The sequence below is a fragment of the Chryseobacterium sp. FH1 genome, assembly GCF_000735135.1.
Taxonomy (GTDB): domain Bacteria; phylum Bacteroidota; class Bacteroidia; order Flavobacteriales; family Weeksellaceae; genus Epilithonimonas.
The window spans coordinates 128,464-153,854 of the sequence record NZ_JPLZ01000006.1; the positions used below are offsets into that span (position 1 = coordinate 128,464).

The 25,391-nt window shown below is 37.0% G+C and carries 22 protein-coding genes; 9 read left to right on the forward strand and 13 right to left on the reverse strand.

The genetic code is table 11. The annotated features are described in order from the left end of the window. Nucleotides 1–95: 95 nt before the first annotated feature. Together IO90_RS07580 and IO90_RS07585 are read right to left on the reverse strand one after the other, a co-directional pair. Nucleotides 96–2,081, reverse strand: a complete 1,986-nt coding sequence (locus IO90_RS07580) for a urocanate hydratase (protein WP_034965521.1) — start codon at nucleotides 2,079–2,081, stop codon at nucleotides 96–98. 197 nt (nucleotides 2,082–2,278) lie between these two features. Then, a complete protein-coding gene (locus tag IO90_RS07585; RefSeq protein WP_051878400.1) occupies nucleotides 2,279–2,695 on the reverse strand; it encodes an endonuclease domain-containing protein in 417 nt (138 codons plus the stop codon). A 212-nt stretch (nucleotides 2,696–2,907) separates the two neighbouring features. Here IO90_RS07585 and IO90_RS07590 point away from each other — a divergent pair, with 212 nt between their 5' ends. Then, nucleotides 2,908–3,303 (forward strand): acyl-CoA thioesterase, encoded by a 396-nt coding sequence (locus IO90_RS07590; protein ID WP_034965524.1) that lies wholly within the window; start codon nucleotides 2,908–2,910, stop codon nucleotides 3,301–3,303. Between the two features lie 37 nt (nucleotides 3,304–3,340). Here the strand turns inward: IO90_RS07590 and IO90_RS07595 are convergent, their stop codons facing one another. The 4 genes from IO90_RS07595 to IO90_RS07610 all read right to left on the reverse strand — a co-directional run bounded on the left by IO90_RS07595 (nucleotide 3,341) and on the right by IO90_RS07610 (nucleotide 6,938). Next, complete coding sequence (locus tag IO90_RS07595) at nucleotides 3,341–3,631, reverse strand: hypothetical protein (RefSeq protein WP_034965526.1); 291 nt, start codon at nucleotides 3,629–3,631, stop codon at nucleotides 3,341–3,343. A gap of 75 nt (nucleotides 3,632–3,706) precedes the next feature. After that, nucleotides 3,707–4,678 carry a 2-hydroxyacid dehydrogenase gene (locus IO90_RS07600; protein ID WP_034965528.1) on the reverse strand — a complete coding sequence of 324 codons (972 nt, stop codon included), beginning with the start codon at nucleotides 4,676–4,678 and terminating at the stop codon, nucleotides 3,707–3,709. Between the two features lie 203 nt (nucleotides 4,679–4,881). After that, nucleotides 4,882–5,565: a DedA family protein gene (locus tag IO90_RS07605; RefSeq protein WP_034965530.1), complete on the reverse strand. Its 684-nt coding sequence runs from the start codon at nucleotides 5,563–5,565 to the stop codon at nucleotides 4,882–4,884. Between the two features lie 92 nt (nucleotides 5,566–5,657). Next, entirely contained in the window at nucleotides 5,658–6,938 is a 1,281-nt protein-coding gene (locus IO90_RS07610) for a replication-associated recombination protein A (RefSeq protein WP_034965532.1), read from the reverse strand. A gap of 167 nt (nucleotides 6,939–7,105) precedes the next feature. Between IO90_RS07610 and IO90_RS07615 the strand changes: the two genes are divergently transcribed. The 3 genes from IO90_RS07615 to IO90_RS07625 all read left to right on the forward strand — a co-directional run bounded on the left by IO90_RS07615 (nucleotide 7,106) and on the right by IO90_RS07625 (nucleotide 8,661). After that, a complete protein-coding gene (locus IO90_RS07615) occupies nucleotides 7,106–7,810 on the forward strand; it encodes a hypothetical protein (RefSeq protein WP_034965534.1) in 705 nt (234 codons plus the stop codon). A gap of 104 nt (nucleotides 7,811–7,914) precedes the next feature. Continuing rightward, the gene (locus tag IO90_RS07620; RefSeq protein ID WP_034965537.1) at nucleotides 7,915–8,448 is read left to right on the forward strand and encodes a DUF2975 domain-containing protein; all 534 of its coding nucleotides are present in this window, start codon (nucleotides 7,915–7,917) and stop codon (nucleotides 8,446–8,448) included. Between the two features lie 3 nt (nucleotides 8,449–8,451). Beyond that, entirely contained in the window at nucleotides 8,452–8,661 is a 210-nt protein-coding gene (locus tag IO90_RS07625) for a helix-turn-helix domain-containing protein (protein ID WP_034965539.1), read from the forward strand. Here IO90_RS07625 and IO90_RS07630 read toward each other — a convergent pair. The 3 genes from IO90_RS07630 to rlmN all read right to left on the reverse strand — a co-directional run bounded on the left by IO90_RS07630 (nucleotide 8,658) and on the right by rlmN (nucleotide 11,873). Then, nucleotides 8,658–9,635 carry a polyprenyl synthetase family protein gene (locus IO90_RS07630; RefSeq protein ID WP_034965542.1) on the reverse strand — a complete coding sequence of 326 codons (978 nt, stop codon included), beginning with the start codon at nucleotides 9,633–9,635 and terminating at the stop codon, nucleotides 8,658–8,660. The genes IO90_RS07625 and IO90_RS07630 overlap by 4 nt on opposite strands. 257 nt (nucleotides 9,636–9,892) lie before the next feature. Continuing rightward, nucleotides 9,893–10,771, reverse strand: coding sequence for a hypothetical protein (locus IO90_RS07635; protein ID WP_034965545.1), 879 nt, complete (start codon nucleotides 10,769–10,771; stop codon nucleotides 9,893–9,895). 67 nt (nucleotides 10,772–10,838) lie between these two features. After that, nucleotides 10,839–11,873 carry a 23S rRNA (adenine(2503)-C(2))-methyltransferase RlmN gene (rlmN, locus tag IO90_RS07640; protein WP_034965548.1) on the reverse strand — a complete coding sequence of 345 codons (1,035 nt, stop codon included), beginning with the start codon at nucleotides 11,871–11,873 and terminating at the stop codon, nucleotides 10,839–10,841. A gap of 193 nt (nucleotides 11,874–12,066) precedes the next feature. Between rlmN and IO90_RS07645 the strand changes: the two genes are divergently transcribed. The 3 genes from IO90_RS07645 to IO90_RS07655 all read left to right on the forward strand — a co-directional run bounded on the left by IO90_RS07645 (nucleotide 12,067) and on the right by IO90_RS07655 (nucleotide 15,479). Then, nucleotides 12,067–14,394, forward strand: a complete 2,328-nt coding sequence (locus IO90_RS07645; RefSeq protein ID WP_034965550.1) for a hypothetical protein — start codon at nucleotides 12,067–12,069, stop codon at nucleotides 14,392–14,394. 104 nt (nucleotides 14,395–14,498) lie between these two features. Continuing rightward, nucleotides 14,499–15,128 (forward strand): SatD family protein, encoded by a 630-nt coding sequence (locus tag IO90_RS07650; protein WP_034965554.1) that lies wholly within the window; start codon nucleotides 14,499–14,501, stop codon nucleotides 15,126–15,128. Nucleotides 15,129–15,131: 3 nt separating this feature from the next. Then, entirely contained in the window at nucleotides 15,132–15,479 is a 348-nt protein-coding gene (locus IO90_RS07655; protein WP_051878402.1) for a hypothetical protein, read from the forward strand. A gap of 49 nt (nucleotides 15,480–15,528) precedes the next feature. Here IO90_RS07655 and IO90_RS07660 read toward each other — a convergent pair whose 3' ends face one another. Both IO90_RS07660 and IO90_RS07665 read right to left on the reverse strand, forming a co-directional pair. Next, nucleotides 15,529–15,969 carry a hypothetical protein gene (locus IO90_RS07660; protein ID WP_034965556.1) on the reverse strand — a complete coding sequence of 147 codons (441 nt, stop codon included), beginning with the start codon at nucleotides 15,967–15,969 and terminating at the stop codon, nucleotides 15,529–15,531. An 18-nt stretch (nucleotides 15,970–15,987) separates the two neighbouring features. Further along, on the reverse strand, nucleotides 15,988–17,190 hold the full coding sequence (locus IO90_RS07665) for a Pycsar system effector family protein (protein WP_034965559.1): 1,203 nt from the start codon (nucleotides 17,188–17,190) through the stop codon (nucleotides 15,988–15,990). A gap of 217 nt (nucleotides 17,191–17,407) precedes the next feature. Here IO90_RS07665 and IO90_RS07670 point away from each other — a divergent pair, with 217 nt between their 5' ends. Next, nucleotides 17,408–21,085, forward strand: coding sequence for a metallophosphoesterase (locus tag IO90_RS07670; protein WP_034965561.1), 3,678 nt, complete (start codon nucleotides 17,408–17,410; stop codon nucleotides 21,083–21,085). An 86-nt stretch (nucleotides 21,086–21,171) separates the two neighbouring features. On the opposite strand, the gene IO90_RS07675 is transcribed toward IO90_RS07670, so the two are convergent. Both IO90_RS07675 and queA read right to left on the reverse strand, forming a co-directional pair. Next, nucleotides 21,172–22,032, reverse strand: coding sequence for a hypothetical protein (locus IO90_RS07675; RefSeq protein ID WP_034965563.1), 861 nt, complete (start codon nucleotides 22,030–22,032; stop codon nucleotides 21,172–21,174). An 80-nt stretch (nucleotides 22,033–22,112) separates the two neighbouring features. Next, entirely contained in the window at nucleotides 22,113–23,162 is a 1,050-nt protein-coding gene (queA, locus tag IO90_RS07680) for a tRNA preQ1(34) S-adenosylmethionine ribosyltransferase-isomerase QueA (protein ID WP_034965566.1), read from the reverse strand. A gap of 222 nt (nucleotides 23,163–23,384) precedes the next feature. Here queA and IO90_RS07685 point away from each other — a divergent pair, with 222 nt between their 5' ends. Then, entirely contained in the window at nucleotides 23,385–25,283 is a 1,899-nt protein-coding gene (locus IO90_RS07685) for a DUF349 domain-containing protein (protein ID WP_034965567.1), read from the forward strand. Nucleotides 25,284–25,391: the final 108 nt, after the last annotated feature.

A 25,391-nucleotide genomic window follows, 5' to 3' on the forward strand; every position in this document is an offset into this window, starting at 1 on the left:
TAAAAGTAAATTATAAAAACTAGCAATAATCGAAATAACAGACAAAAATGAAAAAAAACCTGCCTCACAGCAGGTTTTTCTATATCTAAAAAGTTTTAAAACAAACCCTCATCAACAAAATTCGGCAACGTCACCTTCAAATTCGGTTCAGCTTCCATTGCTCTTTTAATCGCAAAAACAGCACCTTCATTTCTTGCCCAGCTTCGTCTCGAAATTCCATTGTTGACGTCCCAGAAAAGCATTGATTTTAATCTTCTGTCGGCATCATCGCTTCCGTCCAGTAACATCCCGAAACCACCGTTGATGACTTCGCCCCAGCCAACGCCACCACCGTTGTGAATACTCACCCAGGTCGCACCACGGAAACTGTCGCCAATCACATTGTGAATCGCCATATCTGCCGTAAATCTGGAGCCGTCATAAATATTGGAAGTCTCTCTGTAAGGCGAATCCGTCCCCGAAACATCGTGATGGTCTCTTCCCAAAACCACCACTCCGATTTCTCCGTTGGCAATGGCTTTGTTGAAGGCTTCGGCGATTTTCATTCTACCTTCCGCATCGGCGTAAAGAATTCTCGCCTGCGACCCAACGACCAGATTGTTTTCCTGAGCACCTTTGATCCAGGTGATATTGTCTTTCATCTGTTGCTGAATTTCTTCGGGCGACGTTTTTATCATTTCCTCTAAAACGGCACACGCAATATCATCTGTTTTCTGTAGATCTTCAGATTTTCCGCTGGTACAAACCCAACGGAACGGCCCGAAACCATAATCAAAACACATCGGTCCCATAATATCCTGCACGTAACTTGGGTATTTGAACTCCCTTCCAATCGTAGGATTTTCTGCCATTACATCGGCTCCGGCTCTGGAAGCTTCGAGTAAAAAGGCGTTTCCATAATCGAAGAAATAAGTTCCTTTTGCTGTATGTTTGTTGATGGCGGAAGCGTGTCTTCTCAAGGTTTCCTGAACTTTTTCTTTGAACAATTCAGGGTTTTCTGCCATCATTGTATTCGATTCCTCAAAGGTTTGTCCGAACGGATAATAACCACCCGCCCAAGGATTGTGAAGCGAAGTCTGGTCTGAACCGATATCAATTCTTAAATTTTCTTCATCAAATTTCTCCCAGATATCAACAATGTTTCCAAGGTAAGCCAAAGAAACCGTTTCCTGATTTTCCTGAGCTTTTCTCACTCTCGCCACCAGTTCATCCAGATTTTCGTGGATTTCATTCACCCATTGCTGTTCGTGACGGATTTTGGTAATCTTTGGATTCACTTCGGCAATGACCGTAATACAACCGGCGATATTTCCCGCTTTTGGCTGAGCTCCGGACATTCCGCCCAAACCTGAAGTGACGAACAATCCACCTTTTGGTTCTTTATTAATTTTTCTGAACGCATTTAAAACCGTAATCGTCGTCCCGTGCACAATTCCCTGCGGACCGATGTACATATAACTTCCCGCGGTCATTTGTCCGTACTGCGAAACACCCAGCGCATTGAATTTTTCCCAATCATCGGGCTTGGAATAATTTGGAATCATCATTCCATTCGTCACTACCACTCTCGGCGCATCTTTGTGCGAAGGAAACAATCCCATCGGATGACCGGAATACATCGTCAACGTTTGTTCGTCTGTCATTTCCGACAGATATTTCATCGTCAGAAGATACTGCGCCCAGTTGCTGAATACCGCACCATTTCCACCGTACGTAATCAGTTCCTGCGGATGTTGCGCCACGGCATAATCCAGATTGTTCTGAATCATCAGCATAATGGCTTTTGCCTGCTCAGATTTTCCGGGATATTCGGCAATGTCTCTCGCTTCCATTTCATAATCCGGACGGAAGCGGTACATATAAATTCTGCCGTATTTTTCCAGTTCTTCTCTGAATTCCGGCAACAATTCTGCGTGGAATTTGGGTTCGAAATAGCGTAAAGCATTTTTCAGAGCGAGTTTTTTCTCTTCGTCTGACAAGATTTCTTTCCTTTTCGGAGCGTGGTTGATATGGGTTTCGTATGGTTTTGGCTGAGGAAGTTGGTCGGGAATTCCTTGTTGGATTTGTTGTTGGAAAGTCATTATATTGTTGATGGTTGTTTGTGGTTTTAAAGATATTCAATTTGAAAAATATATTGTAATGAAATAAGAAAAAATTCCCCTCCTCTGGAGGGGAGAAATTTGAAATTGTAAATTTCAGATTTCGGGGGTGGTCAATGATGCTGGACCACCCCGTCTTCTCCCTTCGGTCGAATCCACCCCTCCAGAGGAGGGGAATTTTAACATCCGTAATTTTCGATGATGTAATTTTCTAATTCTTTCATTACCAAAGCCAAATTATTCTTTACATCAAAATCAGTAATTCTGAAGACTTTTAAGTTCAGTGATTCTAAATATGTTTGCCTTATGCCATCATAAACTTCTTTCTCATCGTGACTTGAACCGTCGATTTCGATGATTAATCCGAGCGTTTTAACATAAAAATCGACGATATAGTTACCAATAATTCTCTGTCTGTCAAAATCTATGTTATGAAAAGTTCTCGCACGAACTTGCTTCCAGAAAAGAACTTCGCTTAGAATTCCGGTTTTTCTTTTTCCGGGTAAAAGCTTTTTGAGGTGAGAATTGTAGGGTAGGTGTTCAACGAAGTTCCTGCGGATGGGAACTCCGTGGATTTGAGTTAGGATTTCATTCATTTGTTTGTGTTTTTGAGTGACCACCCCGTCAAAAATTCTTTGAATTTTAGTCGCCCCTCCAGAGGAGGGGAATTTTCAAATTCACAAAGTGAATTTGAAAGCAATGGTTTTTCTACGAATCTAATTTATGAAATTTCTTAGAACAGTTTCTATCACTTATATTTGCACCTTCAAAAAACGATTCCAGTACACAACTTTAAAGCAATCAAGAAATGAATTACGAAGATAAAATCCAGCAATCAGAAACACGCGTTTTCAAAGTGGTTTTCCCGAATACGACGAATCATCATAACACGATGTTTGGTGGGAAAGTAATGGAAATGATGGATGAGGTCGCTTTTATGACTGCTACGAGATTTGCGAGAAAGTCTTTTGTAACTGTGAGTTGTGACAGAATCGATTTCAAAAAACCAATTCCAGCTGATACAATTGTAGAGCTTGTCGGAAGAATTAAGTACGTTGGGAACACGAGCGTGAAAGTGAATGTGGAAATTTTTGTGGAAGAAATGTACAACGATGTGCGTGAAAAGGCGGTTTCAGGGGATTTTACTCTGGTTGCCATTGATGAGAATAAAAAGCCTTCCAGAATATTTAGAGACTTAAATTAAAAAATAAAAGCTTACCGATTATGGTAAGCTTTGTTGTTTATTCTACGATGTCTTCGTTTTCTTCTTCGTGATCATCTTCATTGTCGCTGGTGCTGTAATAATTATTTTCTTCGTCAGGCAATTGATTGGTCACCTGTTCAAAATTATCATCATCTTCAGCGCCTGGAACGTCTAGTCCAAAAGGCATTTCGTCATTCACTTGACCTGCATCTCTGATTGGATTTCCGTCGCCATCTAATGGAATGTGCTCTTCTCTGTTGAAAATGTCTTCACCTGGATTGTAATCCAAATCCTCCAAATTTTTTTCGATGTTATCTTCTGGTGTCATAATATTTTATTTTGGTTGAATACTGATAGACAAATATGATTCCAAGCTGAGCGGTTACCGCGATTTTTACTGAAATTAATTATAAACTTCTGGATTCACGCAAGTTGGCATTTTTTCACCTTTAGCAAAAGCGACTACGTTTTCCGAAGCCAGTTTTGACATTCCGCTTCTTGCTTCCAACGTTGCAGAACCGATATGTGGCAGAACGCAAACGTTTGAAAGTTCTAACAAGGGACTGTCCTTCTGCATTGGTTCTGGATTGGTAACGTCCAATCCTGCGCCCCAGATTTGACCCGAAATTAAAGCTTCGAACAAGTCTTTCTCATTATGAAAACCACCTCTCGCCGTGTTGACGAAGATCAGATTCGGTTTCATTTTTTCGAAGGTTGATTTGTTGAAAATATCCGATTGTTCCGGCGTAAAATTGGCGTGAATGCTGATTACATCTGAGGTTTCGACCAACTCATCGAAAGAAACATATTTTGCACCGAGTTCTTTTTCAGCTTCTTCGTTGTGATTTCTGTTGTGATAAATGATATTCATCCCGAAAGCTGATTTGCATTTTTCAGCCATTTCAAAACCGATTCTTCCTAGACCTAAAACGCCGAGCGTTTTACCATAAAGTTCCTGTCCTAATTCTTCCAAAGCATCAAACTCGTTCCAATTGCCCGATTTTACTTTGTCAATATTGTAGCTTGCTCTGCGGGAAACCATCTGCATTAATAGGAATGCGACGTCGGAAGTGGCTCTGCTCAAAACATCTGGCGTGTTTCCGATTGGGATTTTTCTTTTGGTTGCTTCTGCAATATCAACTTGGTCAAATCCTACAGAAAATAGGGCGATTGCTTTTACGTTGGGGCAAGTTGCAAAAAACTCTTTATCGTACTTGCTTTTTCCAACACTAAGGATGATGTCGGCTTTCTTGCAGTTTTCCAGCCATTCTTCGTGGCTTGGATTTTCGTTTTCTGGAAAGATGATTTCAAGGTTTCCTTCTTTTAATATTTGGATTCCGTTGTCTGGAATTCTTTTGTTGATGAATACTTTCATTTCTTATTTTTATTTTAGATTCAATTTGATTGTGACTGTTTCTAATTATGCAAAAACCTTCAACCCTACTTGAGTGGACTCTTCGAGAGCCTCAGAATGACAGATTGGAAACGGAAGGCGGAAAAAGCTACCCAAAATTTAAATACAAAAAACCGGAACTTAAGCCCGGTTTTATATGTTGTTTTGATATTTCAATAGAATAGTTATTCTTCTCTCGTTGGTCTTTCTTTATCTTTTGTAAAAAAGAACTTGATAACGATAGGCAAAGTTGTGACCAAAACGATAATTAGAATGATAATTTCCAGTTTTTTCTTCAGATCGATGCCGAACTGATCCATAAATAATTTGTCCAAATAATGACCCGCAAAGATCATACTGAATGACCAAAGAACTGCTCCGATCACATTGTAAACGAAAAATTTTCCTTTGTTCATCTTCACAATTCCCGCAACAATAGGAGAGAATGTTCTCACGATCGGCAAAAATCTAGATAAAATAACGGCAACTGCACCGTGCTCTTCGAAAAAGTCGTGCGCTTTGAAAAGGTATTTTTTCTTGAAAAGAAATGTGTCTTTTCTCTCGTACAACAATGGTCCACTTTTGTAACCAAACCAATAGCCAACTTCGTTTCCGATAATCGCGGCCACTGCAACGGCAGTTGCCAAAATGGTGGTGTCTAGAAAATCTGAACCTGTAGATCCGAAAGTGGTATCAATAATCTGTACAGCGTAGATTCCCGAAATAAAAAGTAAACTGTCACCCGGTAAAAAGAAACCTACAAAGAGTCCGGTTTCAGCAAAAATAATGAATAAAATAAGCCAAAAACCGCCCATTTTAATGTAAAACTCAGGGTTGAGCAAGTCTTTCCAACTTTCGAAGTGTTCCATAGATATTTATGAGTCGCAAATATATCAAAACGAATTTGATTTTTTCATTTTAATATCATTTTTTAGGAATTATTTAACGAATTGGTTTGCTGTCAAAGATTGTACTTGTCGCCCCATTTTTCTTTCAGCTGTTCACGGATTTTTTTCTCGGTGGAATTGTTTGCCGGATTGTAAAAACTGGTACCTTTGATTTCGTCTGGCAAAAACTCCAAATCGACAAAATTGCCTTCATAGGAATGCGCGTATTGGTAGTCTTTTCCGTAATCCAAATTCTTCATCAATTTTGTCGGCGCGTTTCTGAGATGAAGGGGAACTGGCAGATTTCCTGTTTTCTTTACGAAAGCCATTGCCTCATTGATAGCATTATAAGTCGAATTGCTTTTTGGTGAAACGGCAAGATAAACTGCAGTTTCGCTTAGTAAAATTCTAGCTTCTGGATTTCCAATAATATTAATCGCTTGGAAACAATTGTTAGCGATTACCAATGCATTTGGATTTGCCAAACCAATATCTTCCGATGCCAAAATCAACATTCGTCGGGCGATAAATTTGATGTCTTCACCACCCACCAACATTCTTGCTAGCCAATAGACTGCGCCGTTTGGGTCGGAACCTCGCATCGATTTGATAAAGGCTGAGATAATGTCGTAATGCTGCTCGCCATTTTTATCATACAGCGCCATATTTTCCTGCAAGACGGAAAGAACATCTTTGTCCGAGATTTTATTTTTCTTTAATGATTTGAATTGATTCAAAACCAAGTCAATCGAATTAATCAGCTTTCTTGCGTCGCCGCCAGAATACTGGATGAAAGCTTGTTTCTCGTCAAGGAAAAACTTGGTTTTATGGATTTCGTTGTATTTTGCTACAGAGATTTCTACAAGTTCTTCGAGTTTTTCAAAAGTCAAAGCTTTCAGAATATAAACCTGAGTTCTGGAAAGCAAAGCTGAAACCACTTCAAAACTTGGATTTTCTGTAGTCGCACCTATCAAGACAATCCAGCCTTTTTCAACTGCATGAAGCAAAGAATCTTGTTGAGATTTGTTGAATCTATGGATTTCATCAATGAAAAGAATTGGACTTTTGCCAGAAAACAGATTTTGTTTTTTTGCCTCGTCGATAATGTCTCTTACATCTTTCACACCAGCAGAAACGGCTGACAATTTATAGAATTTACGTCCTGATTTTTCCGAGATGATTTCTGCCAAAGTGGTTTTCCCTGTACCTGGCGGTCCCCAAAAAATCAGCGAATTGAGCGTATCGTTGTCCATCATTCTTTTGATGGTGCCAGATTTTCCCGTAAGATGTTCTTGCCCAAGGACTTCGTCAAGCGTTTTAGGACGTAGGATTTCGGCAAGAGGCGTGTTGTTCATAAAACAAAAATACAAAGATTTTGCTGGTTTATATATTTTTGGATTGTTTATTGATATGAAAATATTGTTAAGAATTTTATAAGTAATATATTTTATTATTGAAGTATAAGTATCACTATAAGTGTTTTGAGTTTTTATTAGTTTTTAATTTTTAAAAAAAGATAATTATGAGAAATTTTAGATTCTTGCCAGTAGTTTTTTCTTCTTTCTTTTCTATCGCAATTTGGGCGCAAGTAGGTATTAATACTACCGAACCGCTTGCAACGCTTGATGTCAATGGAAATGTGATGATCCGAGACACGCCAGAAACCACCGTTTTACCAGGTTACAAAGTGCTTGTTGTCAATCAAAATTCGTTTGAGGTCGGCGATGCAGATCCTTCGCTTTTTCTTTCGGGCAGCAATTCCAACATTGCCAAAGCTTCCGCCTCATCGGGTGTGTCGCTATTAACGCTGGATCTCAGCTTACTTTATCCCAATTGGTATGTCCTAAAGTTTGGAAACGCAGAAATTAATCCAACTCTCTTCACTTCCACAGCTTCGGATTTCTATTACACGGTTCCAAACAAAGGGAAATATTTTATCAATTTAAATTTCAAGATGCGCACACTTTTGTCGCTTGGTGTTGCGACAAATTCCCAGATTGGACTTTTGAAAACCTCTGGAACCACAACCACTTTGATTGACTCAAAACCATTGAGTGTGATTGGTTTGACTTTGTCGAATGATTCCTTTGAAACCATTCATTCCGTTTATGAATTTGAAGCTGGAGACAAGGTACGGTTTGTTTTAAATCGCGGACTTCTAAATCTTGATGTAGGTGTTCTTAGTAATTCGTCTGGAAGAGTTTTGATCTACAAAATATCAGATTGAAATGTTTTTCTGACATAGCAATAAATTTAATTTTAATATCAAAAAATATTTATTGTTTATCAATAAATATTTTTTGATATTTGCAGTGCTGAAAATTATCTGCTATGTCAACAAAACAAATTCTTTCTATCCTGAATGTGCTCGCTTGGATCGCATTTATCGGATTGTGTATCAAGACTGGAACTTTGATGTTTAATTTGATTTTCGGTTTGTTTATGAGTCCGGATGGCTTAAAGGATTTTTATTTGATTATCAATCTTTCGGATTTAGCCAAAAGTAATCCTACTGAGTATCTTTCTCTAATGTCACTCTTGATTTTTGTCTCCGGATTGCAGGCTTATCTATTTTTTCTGACAACACGGTTATTTGAGAAAATCAATCTCGAAAATCCTTTTACAGAAGTGGTTTCGCGATTGATTTTGCGAATCAGTTATACGGCTTTCGAGATTGGGATTTTGAGTATCATTACACAAAACTATGCCGAGAGATTGCTTAAGAAGGGACTTTTTTTACCTGATATCAATGAGTTTGTGAACTCCTCTGCTGAGTTTATTTTCCTAGCTGGAATCATCTATATCATTGCCCAAATCTTCAAAAGAGGAATCGAATTACAGAACGAAAACGACCTAACCATCTAAATTATGCCAATTATTGTAAATCTTGACGTAATGATGGCCAAACGAAAAATTTCATTGAATGAACTTTCAGAAAAAGTGGATTTAACACTTTCCAATCTTTCAATCCTGAAAACCGGAAAAGCAAAAGCCGTTCGTTTTAGTACTTTGGAAGCAATCTGCAAAGCTTTGGACTGCCAGCCTGCGGATATTTTAGAATATCGAAAAGAAGATTAAAGTTTTCTATTGATCACATAATCCAACATCAGTTTCAGAGATTCCTTCGCTTCATTATCAGGGAATTCTGCTAAAATTGCCAAAGCCTTTTGCTGGTAATCCTTCATTGTTTGGATCGCATAATCCATTCCGCCGGAAGATTTTACAAATTCCACAAGTTCACGAACTTTTTTGGAATCGTTGTTATAACGCTTTATGGTTGCGAAATATTTTTTGTAATTCTCAGGACTTGCGTTCTTCAAAGTGTAGATCAACGGCAAAGTCATCTTTTGTTCCTTGATGTCAATCCCAACCGGTTTTCCAATGATATTGCTGGTTTGATAATCAAAAAGGTCATCTTTGATCTGGAAAGCCATTCCCGTGTAGGTTCCAAATTCCTGCATTTTTTTTGCGGTCGCCTCGTCCACATTGTTGGAGAGAACACCAACTTCACAACACGCCGCAATCAAAGTCGCCGTTTTCTGGCGGATGATCTCGTAGTAAACATCCTCCGTAATATCCAGTTTTCGCGCTTTTTCCAATTGAAGCAATTCACCTTCAGACATCTCGCGGATCGTCCTCGCAATCACAGAAAGCAAATCAAAATCCTTGTTGTCGGTAGAAAGCAAAACCGATTTTGAAAGCAAATAATCGCCCACCAATACCGCAATCTTATTCTTCCAAAGCGCATTGATGGAAAAGAAATTTCTGCGCTTGAAACTCTCATCCACAACATCATCGTGCACCAAAGTCGCCGTGTGGATCAGCTCGATCATACTTGCGCCACGAAAGGTTTTTTCGTTCACATCGCCGACCAATTTTGCGCAGAGAAACACAAACATTGGGCGCATCTGTTTCCCTTTTGTAGTGACGATGAAACGCGTGACCTTGTCCAATAGAGCAACATTACTTTTCATAGATTCGTAAAACTTTTGCTCGAAAAGTTTCATTTCATCAGAGATCGGAGCCTTGATTTGTTCTACAGTATTTGCCACTTTTTGCCTTTAGAGATTATATTTTTTTGGAGCAAGACGATTGCATTTTTTTTCAACTTTTCAACCCGCTTTCCGCTGCAATCTTTTTTTCCATCGCTCAGCTCAGCCAAAAAAAGGATTTCCACTGCAATCGGGGCTATGTTGACGATTTGTCTATCGATTGACCCAAAAATTAGTAATAAAAAATTTAGAAGAAAATTTTAGTTTATTGTCCAATAGCTCGCTTCTAATATCGATTTATTATTCTACAAATATAATTATTCTAAATCTTTAAAAGGAATAAAATAAAGACTTTGAGGCACTTTTTTGATTTTCATATCGAATCTTTCGCCAGAAATATAGATTCCGTTTTCCGTCGCCGTGATTCCTTCGATCTGTCCAATGTTGAAAGCTCTTCCCAAAGCAAACTTTTTCAATGGCTTATTAAAGAACAGATTTCCATTCTCATCCTTCTCGAAGATCATCAGAAAAACCCTCGCTTTTTTGGTGTAACCGACAATGTACAATTTGTTATCATAAAACGACGCATCCGTCACCACAAATCCAGTATCAAAACTTTCCAATTTCTGAGCTGGTTGATTTTCACTTAGATTAGGATTGATGACATAATGAGAAACTGTATTCGTGATCCATTCCTTCGTGAAAATATGAATATTTCCATCCAAGAAAATCATTGCTTCCGCATCAAAATTATTGTTGATATTCTTCGGCGCAAAATCATCTTGTTCCGGATAATAAAACGGAATCGCTTTGATGGAATCAATAATTATGTAGTCATTCTTGAAAGGCGCTTTGTAAATTTTCAAATCCTTCCTCGTTCCAAGATTGTTCCCAAATTCTCCAATATAGAAATTCTCACCATCATTCGTTATCGCTTCCCAATCGATGTTTTTTAGTCCCGTTTGAAAAGTCTTCTCGATGTACGAACTTCCTGGTTTTATCTCAAAGATCTCGCTAGTATTTCCACTGTCATTGAAGGAAAATATTCTGTCGTCAAGTTCCATCAGTCCAGAACTTTCTCTGAGCGAATCGCTCAGAATGGCACTTTTATATTTTTTGAGTTTTAGTTTTTGCGTTTTCTGCGCAGAGATTTGAAAACTTAGCAGAATAATTAAGAAGAAGAAAATCCTTTTCATATTTCGTAAAAATAAGAATTGATTTTTTGAAGAGGAAATTTGATGGATTAAAATTTTGTTAAGGAAACTACTCCGCAGATTTATTCGCCAATTGTCCGCAAGCCGCATCAATATCGCCACCACGGCTTTTTCTGACCATAATGGTGATGCCTGCTTTTTCCAATTCACGGACATATTTTTCTTCCGCAGCAATACTTCTGTGGTCAAATTTTCCTTCGCCAATCGGATTGTACTGGATCAGGTTGACTTTGCTCGGAACTTGTCGGCAATATCTGATCAAGGCTTTGATGTCTTCGTCTCCATCGTTGATGCCTTTCCAAACGCAATATTCAAAAGTGATTGGAGAACCTGTTTTCTGATACCAATATTGCAGCGCATCCATAATATCTGTCAAAGGGAATTTCTCAGAAAATGGCATAATATCATTTCGTTTATGCTCGATTGCAGAGTGAAGCGAAAGCGCTAATTTCACTTTGATTTCTTCATCAGCCAGCATTTTTATCATTTTCGGAATTCCGGATGTGGAAACGGTGATTCTTCTGGGAGACATTCCCAGACCTTCCGGTTTCGTGATCTTGTGAATGGCCTCGACAACGTTTTTGTAATTCATCATCGGTTCGCCCATTCCCATAAACACAATGTTCGTCAATGGTCTGTCAAAATATTCTTTGCTCTGCCTATCAATCAAGGCAACTTGGTCCACGATTTCTGCAACTTCCAGATTTCTCATTCTCTTAAGTTTCGCCGTTGCACAGAATTCACAGTTTAATGAACATCCAACTTGCGAAGAAACACAGGCTGTACTTCGGCTTTCTGTTGGAATCAAAACAGATTCTACCATCAAACCGTCGTGAAGTTTCACCCCATTTTTGATGGTTCCATCTGTTGATTTTTGTAGCAGATCGACAGAAATAGGATTAATGAAAAAATCACGCGTCAGATTTTCTCTCAAGTCTTTGGAAAGATTCGTCATCTCATCAAAGGAATGCATATTCTTGCTCCAAAGCCAATCATAGACTTGCTTCGCACGGAATGGTTTTTCGCCAATCGTACCGAAATAGTCTTTAATTTGTTCAAGGGAAAGTGTGCGGATGTCCTTCAATGTCTGAGAAATTTTTGCAAAGATAAGGTTTTTTTGGGTTGGAGCGTTTTAGAGTAGGAGAGTGAGGGTTATTGTAACATTTGATGAAATCAATTATCATTTTCTTTCATCAATTATAATTTAAAGTATTTTTGCATTTCAATCGACTTCAATAATAACTCGATAACATTTTTATTTGCAAGAACTTTACCCAATGGAATTCCAATCCTTTTACGAAAGCCCTTTTAAACTGAATTTTTCTTTTGAAAAACTGATTCAGAAAATGGAGTCCGAAGCTTCTCAAAACCCTGATTATGAAGTTTATCACAGGGATATTTTGAATGAAGTAAAAAATTATCCCGAACTTATTACGGGTATCAAGAGCCTCGATTTCTTCGAAAAAAATGAAAGGGTGATGAAGGAACTTTTGAAAGATTTGTTCCCGCCGATGCTCACGAAAAATGAGATTAAAGCCATTGGTTTTCCTTTTTATAATTTCTTTTTCAATCCGACAGAACGTTTTCAGAATATCATTGATAAAGCCGGTGAAAATTTCGATATGATCATTAAGGATATGGATCCGCACCGCTTTTATGTCATTAGTTGTTGTATTATTCTGCGCAATTACTATAATATTGAACTCAATTTTGTGCAACCTTTTATTTTTGATATTCCGAATGGAGAAGGAATTGTCAATCATTATCGTTTCTTGAATAATGTAGATTTCATTGAGATTAATCCTTTGGAAAATGTTGAAGAATTAACTGAAGACGACATAGCAGAATTGGTGGATAATTTTGAAGACTACGATTTGTGGAGAGAGAAATTTCCGCCTCAAAGCTGGGAGCTCAAAGGTTTTGCTGTGATCAATTTCTTTGATGCGACTACAGAAAATGCAATTTCCAATCTGAAAAGCAAACTCATCAATATTGAAGATGACAAAAATCTGAAAGCCGAAATGAACACGATTTTCCGTTCGATTTTTCAGGTATCGGATTTGGAAGTGGGTTACACTGCGATTAATATTGAAGAAAATAAATTCGTGAGAAGTCCTATCAACGGGATTATGGAGAGTTTCATTTTGTCCTCAACACCAAGAAATTTCAAATATGAAATGCTTTGCGAAAAGAATTTTAACACTTTGGTAGAGTCCAAAAAATTCTTCAGCGTTTCCGATGTTGATAGAAGTTTCCGCGAATTTCCGGAAAGCGCAATGGCGAAACAACTTTACGAATCGGGAATCAAAAGTGCGATTTTTGCGCCTATCATCAAGGATAAAAAAATCCTCGGAATCGTAGAACTGGTTTCCCGAAAAAAGCAACTGAACAGCATCAATGCCAACAAAATGGAAATCGTAATGCCTTATCTGGAAGATACGATGGAAAGGCTTTACACGGGAATTGAGACGAGAATTCAGGCGATTATTCAGCGGGAATATACGTCGATCCATCCAAGTGTTTATTGGAAATTCCGCCAGGAAGCAGAACGACATATTGGATTTTATAAAGAAGAATTTGATTTGCCTTATCGAAATATCAGTTTCCAAAATCTGACACCACTTTTCGGACAAATCGATGTTCGGAATTCCTCGATTTCCCGAAATTTGGTCATTAAAAAAGATTTGGAAATTCAGTTGGGATTGATTTCAGATTTGATTTCAGCTTTTAGCTCAGAAAATGATTTTGATGCTTTGAAAGACCGACTGAAATATTATCAGGAATTACTTCAGACCGACATCAAAGCGGATACGGAAAACATTGTTCAGACTTTTATTTTGTCGGAAATTCATCCACTTTTTCAATCAATCAAGCTTCAAAATATCGAGTACAATCAATTGGTGACCGATTATTTCAAAAAACTGGATCCAAGAACCGATATGGTTTACGATTTCCGGAAAAAATTTGATGAAAGTTTGTCGTCCATCAATCGCAATTTAGCCGATATTCTCGACAAAAGACAGGAAGAGCAACAGCTTCGTTTTCCGTTTTACTACGAGCGTTTCAAGACGGATGGCGTGGAGCATAATATGTACATCGGCTCGTCGATTGCGCCTGAATTGACATACGATCCAATCTTCCTGAAAAACCTGAGATTGTGGCAATTGCGTGTGCTTTGCGAAAGTGAATTGCAATACAATCAATTCAGAAAAAATCTGGAATTTTCTCTGGATGTTTCATCTTTGATTTTGGTTTACAGTACAGCAATAAGCATCAGATTCCGAATGGATGAAAAACGTTTCGATGTCGATGGAAGCTACAATGCGCGCTACGAAATGATTAAAAAACGCATCGATAAATCGACGATTAAAAATTCATCTGAACGCATCACCCAACCCGGAAAAATCAGCATCATTTTTTCTCAGGAAAAAGAAAGACACGATTACCTTCAATTAATCAAAATCCTTCAAAATCAAAATATTTTAGAATTCAATGTGGAAGAACTGGAAGTTGAAGATCTACAGGGAATCAACGGTTTGAAAGCTTTGCGTGTGGGAATTAATTTTGAAGCGGAGGAAGTGGATTACGAGTTTGTGGAAGTTTAATTATGGGTTTGTTTCGTTTTTTATGAAATTAATTGTTTTGTTTCATTTTTTGTGAAATTTTATAGATTATTTCACTATATTTGAAATTATAATTTATTTTAAAAATGAAACATTATATTCTAATGTGCGATGTTTTGAATAGTCGTGAAAAGGATCAAAAAAATCTAATTGAAAATTTTCGGGACTGCAAAAACTACATCAATAATAAGTACAAAAAAAACATATTGTCACCATTAACGATAACTTTAGGTGATGAGTTTCAAGGGATTATCAAAAATTTATCAAATTCTATAAAAATAATTCTAGATTTAGAAGAATTCATCATAAAAAATAATTTTCCAATGAAACTTAGATATGTTTTATATTTTGGAGAGATAGAAACTGAAATTAATTCCGATATTGCTTATGAGATGCTTGGAAATGGATTAACAGATTCACGCAGAATTATTAATAATATGAAGGAAAATGATTCTCGATTTTATATTGACACTAAAGAAGAATCTAAAAATAGCATTTTGAATAATGGTTTTAATATATTACAAAATATTGTAGATAAATGGAAAATTGAAAAAGATCATGAAATTATTGATAGTCTTATAGAATTTAAAGATTATAAAATAGTTTCTGAAAAGTTAAACAAAAACAGGTCTTTGGTTTGGAAAAGAGAAAAAAATCTGAGCATATCTTCGTACACATCAGCTAAAGAAATTTTATTGGTGATTTCAAATATTTAAAAAATGAATTTATTTTGCAAAATTTTAATTGTTGTATTTTTAGAAATTATTCTCACCATTTTTTATACGATAATTACGCCAAGGGAAAAGAATTCAAGATTAATTGATGTGAAATCTATCCTAAAAGGTGTGGTTGAAAGAGCATTTTTAACGTACTCTTTGATTAGTGGATTTCCTCACGTTTTAACATTGTTTGGAGCTTTGAAATTGGGTACAAGATTGAAAAGTGCCGATAACGAAAATACCGAAGAAGGCAGAAAAAAAGAAAGTAGATACAATGATTATTACTTGGTCGGGAATTTTATTTCAGTGGCACTAAGTATTGTTTACTTTAATTTACTTCAGGATTAATTTTGAGGCGGAGGAAGTAGATTATGAGTTTGTGGAAAGTGTTTAAATACTATTCAATTTTATAGATATAATCATTTTTATCTTTAATTGAATGACTTTGTATATCTTCTATTTTTATTTCCTTATTACCTAGTTTAATAAAGTCAATAGACCAATTTCTCCAATTGTAATTGAGCGTTTTTTCCACTCTTGTTGTGGAGGATGGTGATAAAATAACTTCTATTTGATAACCATTAATGACGGTTTTATTAAGTTCTGGTAAATTTTTATTGTTTCTAAACTCTTTTGGATTTGCGATGGCATTTTTATAATTAAAACTAAATCCACCAGAAGAATCATTTTCTAATTGAGACTTAATATTGAATTTATACTTAATAATTATTAGCTGACTCTCATTGGTGAGGTTTTGTATGTAAAAATCACTAAGAACTGAGCAACACGACAATGATAATAAAAATAAAAAAACATATAAAATTTTGAAATGCTTCAATTTTATATGTAATTAATTTTAAACCGTCACATTCCGAAAAGCCACCATAAACGCTACCACAGAAGCCAAAATCCCAATCGTGAAAACCGTGTAAGTCAGTCGCAGTAATTTGTATTTTCGATTCAGCACTATTCCAAGATAGTAAAGGTCTTTGATCATCGTGTCGTAAAGATATTGTCGGTCGCTCATCATTTCCTTCATCGCCCACAGATATTCTTCCATCGGCATTTTGTAAAAATTTCCGAAGAACAGAAGATTCACTTTTTTCTCCTCTATTTCCTTTCTGGTAAACGTTCCGCTCGAAACTTTTGGTCGTGTGGACATTATCGCCAAAATAATACACGCCACACTCGACATTATCATTATAAAGGTCGGAATTATCAGATGCGAATTGCTCGGCGCATCCAATTTCGGAATCAAGGTTGATAAAGCTACAGAAATGATTACAGCGTTGACAGAAAGTAGAATATTCGCTTTGCTGTCAGCGATTTGACTCAATTGTGTGTGGTTGTTCAACGTCACTCGGAACATCGTTTCAATGCCACGTTCCGGCGAATCCATCTTCTCCAATTTCTTTTTGTTGAGGAGGATTTTATCACTTTCCTGTGTGTTCTTCTCCTTCTTTTCATCTTTCAAAGTTTTGATTTGAGCGATGACTTTTTCCAGATTTTTATCCTTGTCCGCTTGCCAATTTTCCTTCGCAAACTTCGTGTAGAATTGATGTTTCGCAAAAAAAGTCGTGTTCAGTTCCGCCCATTTCAACTTACTGAATTTCTGTTGATGCACCTCACGGATTTCATTGCGCAAAGCCTCAGAAATTTTAAAATATTCATTTGAGGCCAAATGCGACATATCCGCGTCTTTCATAATTTCCTCCAACTGATTTTTCGGTTGGTAATATTTGTCCGTTGCCAAAATCAAATCGCCTATTTTACGGATTCTCTCTTCATTGAAATCATTTTCGCGCAAGAAATTTTCAATCGCTTTTTTTCCTTCCGCCTCGTGGTTGTCGCAATCGCTGATGTAACCCAAATCGTGAAACCAGCCTGCCAGAAGCAGATTTTCCGTGTCTTCAGGATTGATGTTTTCCGCTTTTGCCAACATTTTGATTTTCTCCACCACCTGAACCGTGTGATTCAAATTATGATACGTGTAAGCAGAAGACAGACGGTCTTTCAACATATTTTTAACGTAATCTTCCGAGATTTTCAAAATATCCATAAAAGCAATTTGAAACAAATTTAAGAAAGATTGGTGATTAACTGAGATTTAATAAATGTTTTTAAGGCAATTTATCCATCTTCCGTTTCTTTCCGATTTTATATAGTGATTTAATAATGTCGTGTTACGCTTCGCAGAGTTGAAACAATCTGCAATTTCCTAACATTCATTTAAAAAATTTGCGACCTTTGCATTTACATTTTGTATTAAAACAAGTATGAAAAAAAAATATCCGCTTTTTCTTTTAATCATCCTGTCATTTACCGCAATTTCCTGCGCCGTTCAAAACGCTGATTATGGAAATAATGCCAAAAATTTTGAGAGAAATTCTCCCATTCAAGACAGCATTGTCCATACTTTCTATTTGGTAGGTGACGCTGGAAACCTCGACCAAGACGAATCTTTTCATAATATGAATATTCTTAAAGATTCATTATCAAAAGCTTCCGCAAACAGCACTTTATTGTTTCTTGGCGACAACATCTATCCAGTCGGAATGCCCAAAAAAGACGATGAAAACAGACCACTTGCCGAGAAGAAAATGGACAATCAAATTTCCTTGGCCACCAACTTCGCCGGTAAAACAATCTTCATTCCCGGAAACCACGATTGGTACAACAACGGCATCAAAGGCCTGAAACGCGAAGAAGATTATGTTATCGAAAAACTCAACGACAAATCTGCTTTTTCACCTCGAAACGGTTGCCCGATTGAAACCAGGAAAATAAATAAAAAACTCACTTTAATTCTCATCGATACCGAATGGGTTTTGGCAGATTGGAGCAAAAATCCCGGCATCAACGAAAAATGCGATTTGAAAACCAGAGAAGATTTCTACACCGAATTCGAAGACCAACTCAACAAAAATCAAAACAAAACTGTCGTTGTTGCCACACATCATCCATTGATTACACACGGTTCTCACGGTGGTTTTTATTCTTGGGAAAAACAATTGTTTCCATTAGAAAATAAAATCCCATTGCCGATTTTGGGAACTGGAATCAATTTGATAAGAGCAACGGGCGGAATTACGCACCAGGATATTTCCAATCAGAATTACAAAAAATTGGCAGACCGACTCAAAACATTGATTGGCGGAAGAAAAAATGTAGTTGTTGTTTCTGGTCATGACCACAATCTGCAATACATCGAGCAAGGTGATATCCGCCAAATTGTCAGTGGAGCCGGCTCAAAAACGGAATCTGCAAAAGCCGTCGGAAGCAATGATTTTTCTTATGGTAAAAATGGTTACGCCGAATTGAAGATTTCAAAATCGGGAAATGCAGAAGTGAGTTTTTTCAGCTTAAATCAAGAAAAATCGGATTTGCTTTTCAGAAAAACAGTTTTAGGAAAAGAAGAAAAAATCGCCAAAGACTATCAGAAAAATTTTCCTCAATATTCGCAAGCTTCCATCTATGATTCAGCGATGACAAAGAAAAATAAGTTCTACGAATTTCTTTGGGGAAAGCATTATCGTGAATATTATTCCAAGAAAATTAATGTTGAGAATCTGGCTTTAGACACCCTTTTCGGTGGTGTGAAAACCGATAGAGCCGGCGGTGGTCATCAAACCAAATCTCTGCGCCTAGAAACCAAAAACGGAAACGAATATGTCATCCGAGCTTTGAAAAAAAGTGGCGTTCGGTTTTTGCAATCGGTGGCATTTAAAAATCAATATGTGATTGATGAGTTCACAGGAAGTTATGCTGACAAATTTTTGTTGGATTTTTACACGACTTCTCATCCGTACACACCTTTGGTCATCGGGGAAATGTCTGACAAACTGGGAATCCGTCACACAACGCCACAGCTTTTTTATATTCCGAAACAGAAAACCTTGAAGAACTTCAATGAAAATTTTGGAGACGAACTCTATTACCTCGAAGACCGACCGATGGAAACGGAAGAAAATCCAAACAAAGTTGTTGGAACGGATGAAGTAATTCTGAATCTGGCAAAAGATAAAAAGTATAAAATCGATGAAAAAGCGTGGATCAAAGCCCGTTTATTCGATATGCTCATCGGCGATTGGGACCGACATCACGACCAGTGGAAATTCGAAGCGAGAAAGGAAAATGGAAATGTGATTTACAGTCCGATTCCGAAAGACAGAGATCAGGCGTTTGCAAAATATGATGGCTTCATCACAGGAATTTTAATGGAATTTCCGGAACTGAAACATATGCAGACTTTCGACAGTGAAATAGAAAGTGTAAAATGGTTCAACCGCGAGCCTTATCCATTAGATCTTGTTTTTGCAAAAAATTCTGTTCAAAAAGATTGGCTGAAAGAAGCAGAATTCATTCAGAAAAATTTGACAGAGAATGATATTCGTACAGCCTTTAAAAATTTGCCAAGAGAAATTCAGGACAAAGTTTCAGAAGATCTGATCCAGAAATTGATAACCAGGAAAAGTGACCTTCAGAAGTATGCCTCACAATATTACAAAATCTTACAGGAAAAAGTGATTCTTACTGGAACCGATAAAAAAGACAAATTTGTTGTCGTAAGATTACCAATTAATGAAACTCAGGTCAATATTTATCGAGTAAAGAAAAGTGGGGAGGAATTGGCTTCTTCAAAAATCTATCCAGGCGAAGTTACCAAAGAGATCTTGCTTTACGGATTGGATGACGATGACGAATTTGTAGTGCAAGGAAACAACAAAACAAGCATCAGAATTGAACTTTTGGGCGGTTTGGGCAATGATAGGTATTCGGTTCTTAATTCCAAAAAAGTGAAGATCTATGACTACAAAAGCAAGAAGAATGATTTTGAGAACAAGGGCAATGCAAGACTTAAGCTGACCGACGATTATGACATCAACCAATATAATTACCGAAATCCGAAGTATAATGTTTTTACAACATATATGAATTTCAATTTCAATCCGGACGATGCTTTGGCAATTGGTTTCAATGCGGATTATACTGTTAATGATTTTATCAAAAATCCATATTCCCAAAAGCACCATTTCCTGGCCAATTATTTTACGGGAACCGAGGGTTACGAGTTTGCTTATCAAGGTTTGTTTCCCACGCTGACAGGCGGTTGGTTTTACGGCTTGGACACGAGAGTCACAAGTTCACATTACATCCGAAATTTCTACGGAATCGGAAATGAAACCATTAATCCGAAAAATGAGTTTGGAACGCGTTTCAATAATGTAAGAGCGCGTGAATTTGCATTGTCGCCATCCATCAATTGGAACAAAAATGCAGCAACCTTCTCCGCAAAATTGAAATATGAGATTCTCGAAATCGCCAAAACGGCTGACCGTTATATTTCCCTGCCAGGCGTTGTGAACGAGGATGTTTTTAATTCAAAACAATTTGGAGGTGCGGATGTTTCTTTTGTTTATGAAAATTATGACAACAAAGCGAATCCTAAATTGGGAATGAAATTCGATATCAGAGCAGTTTACAATATCAATCTTCAAAATACAGATAGACAGTTTACATCTGTCGAGACCGGACTTGGATTTTTGCATTATTTGACGCAAAATCAAAAATTGGTTTGGTCTTCTTACGCAAAAGCAAAATGGCTTTTAGGAAATGATTACGAGTTTTATCAAATGTCCACTTTAGGCGGAAATACAGATTTGCGTGGCTTCCGATTCAACCGCTTTTATGGGAAAAATTCCTTCTACCAAAGTTCAGATCTGAGATATGAAGTTGGGAAAATAAAGAACTCGATTTTACCGTTGACGTATGGATTTTTTGGCGGATTTGATGTCGGAAGAGTTTGGGTTCCAAATGAGTATTCCAAAAAATGGCACAACTCTTACGGTGGCGGCCTTTGGTTGAATGCTGTGGATGCGATTTCTGCAAACGTTTCATATTTCACATCTTCTGATGGTGGAAGATTGGTTGTGGGAATTGGTGGGACTTTTTAGAGTTTAATAGATAAATTTAATATAGTTTAATAAGATAAAACCCCTTCAGAGTTCTAAACTCTGAAGGGGTTTGTGTTCAGGAAATCTTACTTCAGCTTTAACTGATAAAGATTCCCCGTAATTTTCTTATCACCTTCATCTGTCATCAGGATCGTGTTTTCATCTTTAAAGCAAAGTCCTTCTTTTTGTGTGTGGTGATTCAACTCAATTTTTTCGACATCTCCAGAGAAGAAATTATCGCCTTTCCAATTGGTAAAGATCCATACTTTATCGGAACTTAAAATCGCAACTTTGTCTTTGTTTGGACTGATGTCAGCGCTCGTCACAGCACAATGATTGAACTGGTCGCAAGTCACAAAACTTCCAATTTTTTTGGCTGGTAATTTCTGAAGCGGATTATTTTCAACTTCGTAAAGAACAGTTGTTCCATCAAACTTTGAACTTCTATTTTTCGTGAACAGATAAAATTTATTTTTAAAGATAAAAAACGACTCCACATCAAAGATCCTGTCTTTTTTCTTTGGCGGGAACTCGGTTTGCTCTGGGTAGTAGAATTCTACTATGAACTGTGCTTTTGCTTCGTTTTTATCGAGATCTGATGCATTGATCTTGTAGATCATAAGATTTTGACGCTCGTTGTCATTATTCCCAAAATCACCGATATAGATATTTCCTTCATCATCAGAAGTCAAATCTTCCCAATCGTTATTTTCAACATTGGTAATCGTAATTTCCTTGATTAATTGGCCTTTTTCATTAAACCCGAAAAGAACATTTCTGTTATGATTGTCCTCAATCGTCCAAATCAGGGGCGACGCTTTTGATATTTCTGCGGCCGACGCTTCTTTTATTTTTTTTGGTAATGATGAGATGGTGGAGAAATTCTCCTGCGTTTGAGAACAGGAAAACGTGATGGATAACAAAGCTAAAAAGGAGAAGATTTTCATTGGATGAAATTAAATAAAATATAAGACATAAAAAAATGCGCAACTAGAAGTCGCGCATTTCTATTAATAAAGTTAGATTCTTAAAGGATCAACATTGCGTCTCCGTAAGAATAGAATTTGTAGTTTTCTTTGATTGCCTCCTCGTAAGCTCTCATTATGAAATCTTTGTTCGCGAAAGCGGCGATCATCATGATCAAAGTAGATTTTGGCGTGTGGAAATTGGTGATCATTGCATTTGCAACACCAAAGTCGTGAGGTGGATAGATGAACTTGTTGGTCCAGCCTCTGTACGCGGAAATCTTTTTGTTGGAAGAAACAGATGTTTCCAAAGCTCTCATCGTAGTTGTACCCACGGCACAAACTCTGCGTCCTTCTTCAACAGCTCTGTTGATGATTTCTGCGTTTTTCTCATCGATGATGGCTTCTTCAGATTCCATTTTGTGCTTGGAAAGATCTTCAACTTCAATCGGGTTGAAAGTTCCCAAACCAACGTGTAGCGTGATCTCGGCGAAATCGATTCCTTTGATTTCCAATCTCTTCATCAAATGTTTTGAGAAATGCAGACCAGCAGTTGGAGCGGCAACAGCGCCTTCTACTTTTGCGTAGATTGTTTGATATCTTTCAGCATCTTCTGGCTCAACTTCTCTTTTGATGTATTTCGGAAGTGGCGTTTCTCCAAGTTCTGTCAATTTTGCACGGAATTCTTCGTAAGAACCGTCGAACAAGAATCTCAAAGTTCTTCCTCTTGATGTCGTGTTGTCGATAACTTCAGCAACCAAAGATTCGTCCTCTGTGAAGAATAATTTGTTACCGATTCTGATCTTTCTTGCCGGATCTACCAACACATCCCAAACTCTTGTTTCAGGATCCAGTTCTCTCAACAAGAAAACTTCGATTTTTGCGCCTGTTTTTTCTTTGTTTCCAAAAAGTCTTGCAGGGAAAACTTTGGTGTTGTTGAAGATGAAAAGATCTTTCTCGTCGAAATAATCGATTACGTCTTTGAACAAACGGTGTGTGATGGTTTCAGTTTTTCTGTCTAGCACCATTAGTTTCGCCTCGTCGCGGTTTTCTGATGGATGCTCAGCTAGCAATTCAGCTGGAAGATCAAAGTTAAAATCTGATGTTTTCATAAAATTTACGGATTTTATTTGTTTTAAATTTTTTGGAATGGCAAAGATACAACATTAGAAAGCCTTTGTCAAGCAATTCTGTTTTTTTGAAATGTTGATTGATGACATTATCGATTTATTAATATTTTTTTAGAAAATAAGCAATGTTATTTGGTGTTTTCTACAAAAAACATTTAATTTAGTGCATTTAAAAGTTGTTATCGCCAATTAATTCGCTTTGTTATGAGTATTGAAAACGAAAATCCTGAAATTGAAAAACCAAATTCTGAAGTCAATCCTGCTGAAAATCAATCGGTAGAGAATGTAGCTCCAGAAGAAGTTTCGGAAAACGAAAAACCAGAATCTGAAGTTAGCCTTGTTGAAGAAAAATCAATAGAAGAAGTTGCTACAGAGGAAAAGTCAGAAAATGAAACTGAAACAGAAGCTGAACATCAGGAAATCGAAATTGCACAAGAAAATTATTCCAATCTGTCTCTGAAAGAAACCTTGGACGAAATGGAATCCATCGTGAACAAAGATGATGCTCATTCGTTTTCGAAAAAATTCAGTGCGTTGAGAGATCACGCCAATCATAAAATATCAGACGAAGTAGAAGATAAAAAGCACGAGTTTGTTGAGCAAGGCAATGCAGAAGAGCACTTCGAATTCCATCATCCACAAGCATCGAAATTGACTGCGTTGGTCAACATCTTCCGAGAAAAGCAGGACAATTTCCACAAATCCCAAGAAGCGGATCATCAAAAAAACTTAGACGAAAGATTAGGAATTATCGAAAGACTTAAAAATCTTTATACCAATTCTGAACCTGGCGTCAATCTCTTCAAATCGATCAGAGAAATCAAGGAAGCTTGGGGAAATGCTGGTCAAGTCGCAAAATCTGAGTTTAAAAATCTAAATAATAATTATTTCCATCATTTGAAAATGTTTAATGAGATGTTGGATCTGAACAAAGAATTTCTTGAGCAGGAATTTGCCCACAATCTTGAAAAGAGGCAACACATCATTTCGAGAGCAAAAGAATTGCTTGAAGAAAAAGTAGTTCAAAAAGCTTTGAACGAGTTGCAATATCTGCACAAACTTTGGAAGGAAGAAGCTGAGCCAGTTGCGGAGGAATTCCGTGAGAAAACTTGGGAAGAGTTCAAAGAAGTTTCGAACAAAATCCACGAAAGAAAATCCGAATTGATTGCTGTGATCGAATCCGAGCAATTGGAAAATCTTGAGAAGAAAACCAAAATCATCGAGGAGCTGAAAACGCTTGCAAAGCCAGAATCCATTAATCATATTTATTGGCAACAAGCCATCAAAAGGGTTGAGGAGTTGCGTGCTGAATTCTTAAAATTAGGGACAGTTCCTAAGAAAGTGTCCAACCAGAATTGGACAGATTTCAAAGTGGTTTTGAGGGAATTCAATACTGGAAAAAATGATTTCTATAAAAATCTGAAAGGTTCTCAGATCCATAATCTTGAGGAGAAGCAAGGTTTGATAAAAACCGCTCAGGACAATATGAATTCTGAGGATTGGGAAACTGTGGTTCCACTTTTCAAAAAACTACAGGAAGATTGGAAGAAAATTGGCCACGTTCCTAGAAGTCAGGCGAATAAAGTTTGGGATGATTTCCGTGATGCTTGCAATACTTTTTTCAAAAATTACAGAGAAAAGAATAACGCAACGGGCGACAATTGGAAAGAAAATTACAAAAGCAAAAAAGGATTACTTGAGGATTTGAAAGCTTTGACAGATGAAGAAGGTTCTGTGGAGAAAATCGAGAATATCAAAAATGCCTGGAATGCGATTGGAAAAGTGCCGAAGGATAAATTGTCTATCAATACAGAATTCAATAAAACGTTGAGGGAAAAATTGAAACTCAACAAAATCAATGAGTTCGATTTGAAGGAGGAAAACCTTTCTGAAAGCCAGTTGACAGACAAGGCGAGAAAGATAAAAAATCAAATTGCTGATTTGGAATCCGAAGTGGTTCAGTTGGAAAATAACTTGGCATTCTTTGGAACTGCAACACGTGACAATCCGCTTCTGAAAGATACTTATGACAAATTGGACGGCAAAAAAGAACAGTTGGAAGGCCTGAAGGTTACACTTCACAACATCATTGCTGGAGAATAAAATTTGAATTTTTTAAAATATACGAATCCCCTTTTCTAAGGGGATTTTTTTGTTTACTTGTTTAATGTAAACTATTATTAATAATCAATTTCAAAAAAATAAAAGATA

Bases quoted from the DNA above. Each gene is read 5' to 3' on its own strand.
- IO90_RS07580 (WP_034965521.1), bottom strand. From the start codon at position 2,081: ATGACTTTCCAACAACAAATCCAACAAGGAATTCCCGACCAACTTCCT.
- IO90_RS07585 (WP_051878400.1), bottom strand. From the start codon at position 2,695: ATGAATGAAATCCTAACTCAAATCCACGGAGTTCCCATCCGCAGGAAC.
- IO90_RS07590 (WP_034965524.1), top strand. From the start codon at position 2,908: ATGAATTACGAAGATAAAATCCAGCAATCAGAAACACGCGTTTTCAAA.
- IO90_RS07595 (WP_034965526.1), bottom strand. From the start codon at position 3,631: ATGACACCAGAAGATAACATCGAAAAAAATTTGGAGGATTTGGATTAC.
- IO90_RS07600 (WP_034965528.1), bottom strand. From the start codon at position 4,678: ATGAAAGTATTCATCAACAAAAGAATTCCAGACAACGGAATCCAAATA.
- IO90_RS07605 (WP_034965530.1), bottom strand. From the start codon at position 5,565: ATGGAACACTTCGAAAGTTGGAAAGACTTGCTCAACCCTGAGTTTTAC.
- IO90_RS07610 (WP_034965532.1), bottom strand. From the start codon at position 6,938: ATGAACAACACGCCTCTTGCCGAAATCCTACGTCCTAAAACGCTTGAC.
- IO90_RS07615 (WP_034965534.1), top strand. From the start codon at position 7,106: ATGAGAAATTTTAGATTCTTGCCAGTAGTTTTTTCTTCTTTCTTTTCT.
- IO90_RS07620 (WP_034965537.1), top strand. From the start codon at position 7,915: ATGTCAACAAAACAAATTCTTTCTATCCTGAATGTGCTCGCTTGGATC.
- IO90_RS07625 (WP_034965539.1), top strand. From the start codon at position 8,452: ATGCCAATTATTGTAAATCTTGACGTAATGATGGCCAAACGAAAAATT.
- IO90_RS07635 (WP_034965545.1), bottom strand. From the start codon at position 10,771: ATGAAAAGGATTTTCTTCTTCTTAATTATTCTGCTAAGTTTTCAAATC.
- IO90_RS07645 (WP_034965550.1), top strand. From the start codon at position 12,067: ATGGAATTCCAATCCTTTTACGAAAGCCCTTTTAAACTGAATTTTTCT.
- IO90_RS07650 (WP_034965554.1), top strand. From the start codon at position 14,499: ATGAAACATTATATTCTAATGTGCGATGTTTTGAATAGTCGTGAAAAG.
- IO90_RS07655 (WP_051878402.1), top strand. From the start codon at position 15,132: ATGAATTTATTTTGCAAAATTTTAATTGTTGTATTTTTAGAAATTATT.
- IO90_RS07665 (WP_034965559.1), bottom strand. From the start codon at position 17,190: ATGGATATTTTGAAAATCTCGGAAGATTACGTTAAAAATATGTTGAAA.
- IO90_RS07670 (WP_034965561.1), top strand. From the start codon at position 17,408: ATGAAAAAAAAATATCCGCTTTTTCTTTTAATCATCCTGTCATTTACC.
- IO90_RS07675 (WP_034965563.1), bottom strand. From the start codon at position 22,032: ATGAAAATCTTCTCCTTTTTAGCTTTGTTATCCATCACGTTTTCCTGT.
- queA (WP_034965566.1), bottom strand. From the start codon at position 23,162: ATGAAAACATCAGATTTTAACTTTGATCTTCCAGCTGAATTGCTAGCT.
- IO90_RS07685 (WP_034965567.1), top strand. From the start codon at position 23,385: ATGAGTATTGAAAACGAAAATCCTGAAATTGAAAAACCAAATTCTGAA.